The organism is Methanobrevibacter sp. (assembly GCF_045541095.1).
GTDB lineage: Archaea > Methanobacteriota > Methanobacteria > Methanobacteriales > Methanobacteriaceae > Methanocatella.
The window spans coordinates 1-9222 of sequence record NZ_JAZQIJ010000190.1; the positions used below are offsets into that span (position 1 = coordinate 1).

6 protein-coding genes are annotated in these 9222 nt (G+C 41.8%); all 6 read right to left on the bottom strand.

Features of this window, described 5'->3' with window-relative positions:
* Nucleotides 1-382 precede the first annotated feature (382 nt).
* The 6 genes from ACKI2P_RS07840 to glnA all read right to left on the bottom strand — a co-directional run bounded on the left by ACKI2P_RS07840 (nt 383) and on the right by glnA (nt 8775).
* On the bottom strand, nt 383-3028 hold the full coding sequence (locus ACKI2P_RS07840; protein WP_407376577.1) for a PEP/pyruvate-binding domain-containing protein: 2646 nt from the start codon (nt 3026-3028) through the stop codon (nt 383-385).
* Nucleotides 3029-3046: 18 nt separating this feature from the next.
* Nucleotides 3047-4528 carry a glutamate synthase-related protein gene (locus ACKI2P_RS07845; RefSeq protein WP_407376579.1) on the bottom strand — a complete coding sequence of 494 codons (1482 nt, stop codon included), beginning with the start codon at nt 4526-4528 and terminating at the stop codon, nt 3047-3049.
* Nucleotides 4529-5602, bottom strand: a complete 1074-nt coding sequence (locus ACKI2P_RS07850; RefSeq protein WP_407376581.1) for a Coenzyme F420 hydrogenase/dehydrogenase, beta subunit C-terminal domain — start codon at nt 5600-5602, stop codon at nt 4529-4531.
* A 5-nt stretch (nt 5603-5607) separates the two neighbouring features.
* The gene (locus tag ACKI2P_RS07855) at nt 5608-6261 is read right to left on the bottom strand and encodes a tributyrin esterase (protein ID WP_407376583.1); all 654 of its coding nucleotides are present in this window, start codon (nt 6259-6261) and stop codon (nt 5608-5610) included.
* 12 nt (nt 6262-6273) lie between these two features.
* Nucleotides 6274-7191 (bottom strand): glutamine amidotransferase, encoded by a 918-nt coding sequence (locus ACKI2P_RS07860; RefSeq protein ID WP_407376585.1) that lies wholly within the window; start codon nt 7189-7191, stop codon nt 6274-6276.
* Between the two features lie 246 nt (nt 7192-7437).
* Nucleotides 7438-8775, bottom strand: a complete 1338-nt coding sequence (glnA, locus tag ACKI2P_RS07865) for a type I glutamate--ammonia ligase (protein WP_407376586.1) — start codon at nt 8773-8775, stop codon at nt 7438-7440.
* Nucleotides 8776-9222: the final 447 nt, after the last annotated feature.

The window sequence follows — 9222 nt, forward strand, 5'->3', positions numbered from 1 at the left end:
AAAATGTTAATGTTTTGCTTTTTTAAACTTGGTTATCGTTGAAAAAAGTTTTGATTAACTTTGTCATTTATTAGTTTAGATTTCATTGGTATTTAAAGTTCTTCAGAGAGCATTTGATAAGTAATTTTTTGTGCAATTCATCCATGACCTAAAAGGTCATGGTATTCTTGCAATATTTTTGATAAAACCAAATTTTGATTTAACTTAAAAAAAAGAGTGAAAAACAGCCCTATCTAAAACAGAGCCGTTAATCACCGGAATTTTGTCATACGTTGATTCTTATTCAAACGGCCATGACAAAAGACCATTCGAATATAAAGGCATATGTCCCACCCGCCTGCCCAAAAATAATGGAAAAAAATCCATTATACGTGTTTTTACCTTATTTGAAGATACACATTGTCTCGTCACGGTTCATGTCATGATAAAGTTCAGCCTTTGCACCATCAAAGTCAATTACCTGCACCATGTCATAAATCTCATCGCTAAGATTAGGATTAATGTCCTTGAGGATGTTTTGACGCTCATAAAGCATTTCCTTGTTGAACTCGATTTTTTTCTCGTTTTCAAAAAGCGCTCCGTAGTATATTTCTGCCTCTACAAGATCCTGGAACATGTGGCTTCCGAATGACAGCTCAGGCATGTATCCGACCTCGCTGTATGCCTCCTCAAGAATAGCTGAAAAGTGGCTGATGTCTGCAAACACAACAGGAATTCCAAGCTCGGGAGATGACGTTCCGATTCTTCCGGGAACGATAAGAATTGCAGTCCTGTCATTGTCCCTCAAATATCCGTTCACGTCACTGATTACCCTTGAAATAGAACTTTTCTGTGCATATGGATACTCATAGTACTTGTGAGGGTCGACATAGCATATCGTATCGATTGTGTTTTTGCGTGACATTCCCATGGAAGCTTCCCTGATGTGGAAAAAGACGTTCTTGTCTTCAGGCATCTCAATGTCCTCGTTGTTGGTGGATACCTGAAGGGGGCGGCACTGAAGCAGATTGATGTTGTAGGTATTGTCTGAGCCGAAATTGACAGTATATTCAATGTCGACAGGATAGTCGTAAGCGGTTTCGAGAGTATTTAAAATCAGTTTCATGTCCTCGATGAAATTCTGATTCTTGACAATTCCCTCACAGTTTACAAATACGACATCACGGCGCTGTCCACGGTCACGAAACATCCTTTCGGCATCACGGTCATGCTCGACAAGAACCTTTTTGGCATACCTCGGAATAATGTCAAGCCCCTCATCGACAGGAATGTCATGGAGGTTTACGTTTTTGAGGTCAATGGCATCAAGATAATGCTGTGAATACCTGTGCTTTTCCTTAATGTCTTTCGCCATGGTGAGCTCCGGCTTGTCGAGATTGATGATTCTCGGATAGTCCTTTTTGGTTCTGTCCACGGCCTTTGTACCGAGACCCATTACAAGACGGAGCATTCCCTTGCTGTTGTCCATGTCCGGAAGAGGTGAGTATGGACTGTATGAAAATCCAACACCTGCAGCTGTCGGGAAGAGATAGTCTCCGTAATATGAACCAGAAACCCTCTGTACAAGAAGTCCCATCTGCTCGTCGGCATCGTCAAGGCCGTTGAGTTTTCTGTATTCCAGAGCGGAAATGTTCATTGTACTGGAATATACAATCTTTACCGCTTCCTCAAAGGCTTCAAGACGCTCCTCCAAAGACCCTCTGTTTGCACAGAATACAGATTCATATTTTCCGGCGAATGCATTTCCGAATCCGTCTTCAAGAAAACTGCTTGAACGTACAATGATGGGGTTCTGTCCGAAATAATCAAGAATGTGTATGAATTCCCGTTTTATCTGGTCTGAAAAGGTTCCGGTTTTAAGGGCTTCCTCCAGTTTCCTTCCGTATTCATAATAACCCTCATCGGTTCTCTGCTTTACACGGAGATCCCACAGGTCATTTGACACTATGTATGTGTAGAACAAGTCCGAACCTATGTAGAATGAATCGTCTGGCTCGAAGGTGTTAGTGTAAAGCTCGGGACAGTTTTTCTCGATTATCTTTCTTGCAAGAAGCATACCGCAGGTTTTACCTCCGACCAGACCGCTTCCGACACGGCGGTCATATATTGTGGTATAATCCTCAAATGTGAAGTATTCCCTGATTTTGGAAAGCATCTTCTCATCTTTTGTCATCATGAGCTCGCAGATTTTATCGCACTCATCGTCAATGTTTTTTCCTTCCTCATACATCATTCTGACGTGAAGCATATACCTCTCCCAGCTGTCAAGAATCTGGTCACCCTGATACTTGTCGAGGTCATTTATTGTCTTGTAGTACTTGCTGACCTCCTGGCCTTCCTGCAAAACCTTGACGGAACCTGTCCTGACGCTGAACTTGTGGCCTAAAAACATGGTCTGTGAATACCTGTTCCACACCTTCAGCGGCGCCACATAAACCTCTTCGGTGGAATTTGAGTAGAGATTAAGAAATAGCTGTGTTGTTTCACGGATTTTGGCGATTGCTTCATAGGAGTGCCTTCCACGAATAATCGGGAAGTATGCTACGGTATCCAGCTGGAAGAGAAACGGACATGTTACCCTGAAAAAGTTTCCCATCATCAAATCGGTTGACCAGACCGCCTGAAGGTCGCTCAGGCAGTCGAATACATAAAATGCGTCACGGCCTTCCTTTTCAATGATTCTGTGAACCTCAAGGGTGAATGTTTCAAACTGCTTGTACGGGTCGACCTTGTATATCTTGATTCCGTCACGCTCGATCATTGCAAATTCAGTGTTGGGATTTTCCTGCTCTTCCTCAAGCAGGGTGAAATCATCATCGGTCATTTCAATGAGAGGAGGGTGATTTGCAAAGCGCATGTATATCAAGTTCCTGTTGTCCTCTTTTGCCTGTTTTACGTAAGGCTCGACAAAGTAGGAAAACTCGTTGAGGTTTGTGACGTTCCAAACGACATTGTCACCTAAACGAATGTTGTCCAAAGCCTGGTCAAGTCCCGGAATTCCTGATTTGATTCTATCGAATGCTGTCATAATAATTCTCCCATAAATTTAACTTCTCACCATCGGCACTCCGGTAAGCTGTGAAGCTTCCATTGTAAGTGCAACTAAATCCTGACGCTCAAGGTTTGCAATATCCGTGTTTCCGGCCTGCTGGGTAAGGGCAGTTACCTCCTGAGTCATAGCCTCGATATAGTTTGCAACCTGCATACCTTTTCTTACAGGGTCAAGTCTTCTTCTGAGTACCCTTTCCTGTGTTGCAATACCTTTAGGACATGTTCCTTTAGAACAGGTCTGGCAGACTTTACATCCGAGCGATATAAGTGCGGATGTTGCAATATAAACCGCATCTGCACCTAAAGCTATGGCCTTTGCAACGTCAGAACCTGACCTTATTCCCCCTGCAGCAACAAGACTAACTTCGCTTCTGAGGTTGATTTCCTTTAAGGCGTCATCTGCTTTTACGATTGCCTCTATTGTTGGAATACCTGCATGCTCTGTAACTGCCTCAGGTCCTGCACCGGTTCCTCCCTGCATACCGTCGACAACGATAATATCGGCACCTGCCTTTGCGGCGATTTTTACATCCTGCTCTACCCTACCGGATGCGAATTTGACAATGATAGGTACTTTCCAGTCAGTGATTTCCCTGAGCTGGTCGATTTTCATTCCCAAATCCTCAGGACCGACTATATCCATGTGCCTTGCAGGACTCAGTGCTGAGGTTCCTTCAGGGATGTTACGCACCCTTGCGACTTCTGATGTTACCTTGTGGGAAAGGAGGTGTCCTCCCATACCTGACTTTGCACCCTGACCGATTTTTATCTCAACAGCCTCCGCGTTGTTCAGATAGCTTGCTGAAACACCGAAACGGCCTGACGCATACTGGGCAATTAATTTATCGGCAAAATGCCTTTCTTCAGGAAGCATTCCGCCCTCACCAGTGTTTGTGATTGTTCCCACTTTGCTGCTTCCGATTGCCAGTGCTATTTTTGCCTCTTTACTTATAGCACCAAATGACATCGCCCCGATCATTATCGGAGTGTCGATTTCAATCGGATTTTCAGCAAAACGGTTCCCAAGAACAACCGAAGTTTTGCATGTTTCCCTGTATGAATCAATAGGCGGCCTTGAAACCTGTGCTGGCAATAAGCTTAAATCATCAAATGTCGGAACTTTTCTTGTCATTCCGCAACCACGGACTTTATAGGAACCTGTCTGGCTTTTACGTTTGATTTCAAGCATTGTTGAGTTGGACCATATTCCCCTTCCCTCATCGGCAAGTGGCCTTACGTATATCGCATGTGTCGGGCACATCTCTTCACAAATCTTACATCCCACACAGTTTTCCTGATGAATCGGATACGGTTCATCGTTTATGACTTCATATACGTCATGAGGGCAGTTTGAATAGCAGCTGTAACAGTTTTTACATGATTCCTTGTGAGGATTGTCACATAAATACCAGCAGCATCCCGGCCGGTCGTTGCTCTGTTTGCATATTTCAGATTTTCTCTCAACTGTAAAAGGCATCTAGCTCACCTCCTCTTCAATGTTTTTTAACGGCTTGAATACAGGGCATACTGAATATTTTGTTCCACCGGATTTTACGACCTCGTCTATGTCGCTTGTGATTTTTGCGTATGGTTTCCATGCAAGATGGTCCTTCTTATCGACAATGAGGGCATCGGTTACGATTTTATTGGTTAAAAGATAATCCAAAATTGTTGTAACGATGGATCCGTCCTGACCCTGAGTGTGTTTGAGTGATTTGACTGACAGGACTTTGATATACTCACCGATAGCTTTAGAGTTGTCGTTTCTTAAATCCTGAGGAATAAATGTTCTCGGACACACTGCAAAGCATGCGTGGCAATCCTCATGGCATTGACCTTTCATTCTGGGTTTTGTATCGTCAATTGTAATCAGATTGTCAGGACAGACATATTCGCATGCACCGCAAAGAACGCATGACCCTACATCGATGACGTTTGATTTAAGGTCAAGAAAATCGGATTCTGAAATTTCCTTTTCGATTGAGGTGTCTGACTTTTCCCTCTGGTAGAGTACCGGCCTTGCAAAGAATTCCCTCTCTTCAATGTTGTCGAGATTTTTGCTGATTTTATTTCCGGCAAGCCTGTTTAAAAGCCTGAACTGTGATTCGGTTAGGTCTTTTGCCTCGATGAACTGCTGTTTTATTGCGCCTTCAACAATGCTTTCACCTTTTTTGCTTCTCACAATCAGGGTTGACCATCCCTCTTCGGATCCGATTGAACCTATGGAGATGTCTGATGTTTCTGATGTAAGCTCAACGCAGATGTTGCAGTTTTTCCTTATGATTCTTCTGGCCACTGACAAAGGTATCTTTACTGTTTCCTTGGTTTTTAAAAGAAGGAAAACGTAACCTTTTTCAATCTGGAACTTTTCAATATCATCCATTTTAAGGCCGTATTCATCGAGAAGATTTCCGAAGTATTTATATGAAAAGTTTTCCATACAGAACAGACCCAATTTAACATCAATAGGACTGTCCGCATAGTGGTTGAGTTTTGATGCTGCCATTATCTCACATGGTGTTCCAACCATTGCTATTTTACGTTCGCTCATTTTTTTCAGCTCCTATTAACGATTTTTTTAAAGTTTGTATATTCAACGTCTGTCAGCTCAAAGCCGTATTTTGTCAGGGTCTCTTTTAACTCCCTTTGATCATCGAGAGTGGCCTTTTCCATTACTGCATTTTTACCCAGGCTTTTGACTTCGCCGAGAACGTATATTGTTCCTCTCATGATTGATTCACCGACATCATCGGTTACATCCCCAAGTACGATGAGTGTTCCTCCCATCATGAGAAGTCCGGTCATGAACCCGCTGTTTCCTCCAATTATTACGGTTCCGCCTTTCATGATTTCTCCGGTTCTTGAGCCTGTGCTTCCTTTCACTATTACTGCACCGCCGTAGATGCCCTGACCTGCGCCGTCACCTGCTGTTCCTTCAATGACTAGCTCGCCTTTTGTCATGTTGTCTCCGGCAAACCATCCTGCATTTCCGTTGATGTGGATTTTAGGTCCGTTGACCATTGTTCCGACAAAATATCCTGCAGAACCGTTTATCTGAATTTCCACATCTTGCGAAAGTCCGGCACTGATATTGTGTCTTGATTCAGGGTTTTCTATGATGAGCCTGTCATGGTAGAGGGCCTGTTCTTTTATTGTACGGTTCAGTTCTTTTGAATCCATATCCTTTGCATCAATAACGTAATCTTTCATGAAAAACTCCCCCTATATTGTGTAAGCCCTTGTTTCGCCAGGAGCAATCTGTTCGATTTGGTCTGAATCTGTAACGTCATGAAGTGCCATTTCCTCTGATGCAACGGCAAAGATTTCATCTGTTTCAACCATAACACCTGGCCTTAATCCGAGCTTGTCTTTTGCAATTCCGATACCGTTCGGTGTTCCCACCAGTATTGAAAACGGACCGTCAAGATCGATTACTGCCTGGTCAAGTGCCTCTTCCAGCTTGTAGCCCTGGTTGAGCTTGTCGGCCATATAGTGTACAATGCATTCTGTATCGTTGAATGACTCGAAGGTGTGGCCTTTCCTTTCGAGAGGACCTCTTATTTTCCAGTAGTTTGTGATTTGGCCGTTGTGCACAACTGTGATGTCAGGTATGATGTAGCTTTGGTACGGGTGTGCGTGATACCTGTCAACGCCGCTTTCTGTTGCAAAACGGGTGTGTCCTATCCCATGTGTTCCCATTCTGCTTTGAACGTCAAACCTCTCTGCAATATCCTTTACTTTTCCAATGTCTTTAATCATCTCAAATGAATGTGAACCGTTGATTACACGAACGTTTTCAAGCTCATCGATTTCTCTGATGAACGGCTGGAGACGGGAAAAGTCATTCAGTACGATTTTGCATTTGTACACGTCTGAGTCCCCCACAGACTCGACAAGCTGTTCTTCAAAAATCGGACTGATTAAATTCAGCAATGATTTTAAGTTGTCTAAAGTACCCCTTTTTCTTTTAACTTCCACGTTTAACTGATAGTAGTTATCCGGAAAATTCAAACTGCCGTATAATGCATAACCTGCTGAATCCGGACCCCTGTGCTGGAGGGATTCGAGCATTGATGTTAGTGCCTCACCTACATGGTGAGATTTTTTGTCCTTGTATATTACACCTGCTATTCCACACATTTTCTTACCTCCAAATAAAATAATCGGCGAATACACATATCCATAAAACGAATTTCAATCAATAAACCATTGATTCGGTTTTAATTACAATATGCCTTAATAAAAATAATCATAAATTACCATATGCCTTAAATAATAATTCTGATTTTGCCTACAATATGCCTGTCAAATAAAAAAAAAAATCTAAACTTTAAATTTTATTGGCGGCCGGAAATGCAGCCGCCAACATACTCAAATAAATGAATATTATACGTTCAGGTATTCATCCCTTTCATAGTCAAATACCTGTATTCTGTAAGCGTCCCATTCGGCCCTTTTGATGTTGTAGAACTGATTGAAGACTTTTTCACCAAGAGCATTCTTGACGACTTCATCCTCTTCAAGTGCATGGTATGCTTCCCAGAGACTGGTTGGAAGGCTTGTGATGCCTTTTTCAACTATTTCGTCTTCGGAATATGCGAAGAGGTTTTCTTCGGTTGGTTCACCAGGATCAATTTTGTTGTCCATACCGTCAAGACCTGCTTCAAGAAGCACAGCAAATGCCAGGTATGGGTTACATGAAGGGTCAGCTGACCTGCATTCGATTCTTGTTCCAAGTCCTCTGGATGCTGGAATCCTAAGCAATGTTGACCTGTTTTTGAAACCGTATGCGATGTAGCATGGTGCCTCATAACCGGGAACGAGACGTTTGTATGAGTTTACGGTCGGAGAGAGAATTGATGACAATGCCGGTGCATGTTCCAATAGCCCTCCGATGAAGTAGCGTGCTTCCTGTGAAATCTGGTTTTCTCCGTCAGGGTCGTAGAATATGTTTTCCCCATCCTTAAAGAGACTCTGGTTACAGTGCATTCCGCTTCCGTTTATGCCCAGGAAAGGTTTTGGCATGAATGTTGCCTTGAATCCCAGTTTATGAACCATTGCTTTTACAGCTTCTTTGAATGTTATTACTGCATCAGCTGTTTTTAAAGCGTCTGCATATTTGAAGTCCACCTCGTGCTGACCTGCTGCAACTTCGTGGTGGCTTACTTCAACATCGAAATCGAGTTTTTCCAATCCAAGTACGATTTCCCTTCTTATGTCAGTACCCTGATCGAGAGGTTCTACGTCGAAGTATTCCGCTTCATCTGCAGGAACGTAATTTCCGTTTTCATCTTTTTTGATGATAAAGAATTCCGGTTCAGGACCCATGTTGAACTGGTATCCCCTTTTTTCTGCTAGTTCTAATGATTTTTTAAGTACGCCTCTTGGGTCTCCATCATATGGTTTTCCGTCAGTTGTGAAAATATCACATATAAATCTGCTGGTACCCTGCACTTCAGGCCTCCATGGAATTGTGGAGAATGTGTTGATATCCGGTTTTGCAAGAAGGTCACTGTCATTGATTGAGGCTAATCCTGCTACTGAAGATCCGTCAAACAATAATCCGTCATTTACGATGTCTTCAACGTCACCCGCCTTTTTGAGAGGCACTGCCATGCTTTTAGGCAATCCATGAATATCAGCGAATTCCAGTTTTAAAAATTTTATGTCATTTGCTTCTATTGTTTTAATAATTTGGTCTAGTTTTTTATCTTTTTCTGCCATATTCTCACATCATTTTTTTGAGTATATTCTCCATTTTGTTGAATAATATGGAAAAATGGAAAACCATATCGACTTATTGATTTAGTAAATATCTAGTCGGAAATATACTGTCGGAAGATATCTTCCTCCTATTAATAATATTCATTATAACTATATAAATGTTTTGAAAATCTTCAAAAAATGTAAAATAAATTAAACATCAAATATCATTTGGCAAAAAAAACAAGAAAAAAAATCACCATTATTCAAAGAAAAAACTGATACAAAAATTCAATGAAAACTAGCATTTCTGCAAAATCAAAAAAAAACTGAAAAAAAATTAAAGAAAAATAAAAAAAAGATTTAGGTATTGAATACCTATCACCATAGATCTCTTAATATAAAGATCTGTTTTCTTTAGGTGTCTGTACAATAGGTCTTACCTCTTTACCAAAAGGTCTGATATAA